General features: G+C 49.0%; 1 protein-coding gene. It reads right to left on the bottom strand.

The annotated features are described in order from the left end of the window. Positions 1-197 (bottom strand): VanW family protein (locus FS628_RS30480; RefSeq protein WP_186328040.1); only part of this gene is annotated, 197 nt, incomplete at its 3' end. Positions 198-290: the final 93 nt, after the last annotated feature.

The raw sequence follows: 290 nt of genomic DNA, 5'->3' as shown, positions 1-290 counted from the left end.
CAGTCATTCCCACCCTCAATAATATCCACACCCCTCAACACTCCTCCCTTATACACTGTACTCCATACCTCCCACATTCCACCCCCAATCCCCCCGCTCACTCTTCCCTTCACAATCACCCCTCCCTCACCAAACCCATAATCCTTTTCACCTTTACCCACCACCTTCTCATAATCCAACACCCCATCCCCAACCATAACCCCATCAACTCCTAACACTACACCTCATATCATTCTATCTTCATTCAATCCAACTTCAATCCAAACCTCCTCCTCTAACTCCCAACCCCC

Origin of the sequence: Paenibacillus xylanexedens (assembly GCF_007676705.1) — a bacterium.
Classification (GTDB): Bacteria; Bacillota; Bacilli; order Paenibacillales; family Paenibacillaceae; genus Paenibacillus; species Paenibacillus xylanexedens_C.
This window is presented reverse-complemented; position numbering and strand designations above follow the sequence as displayed.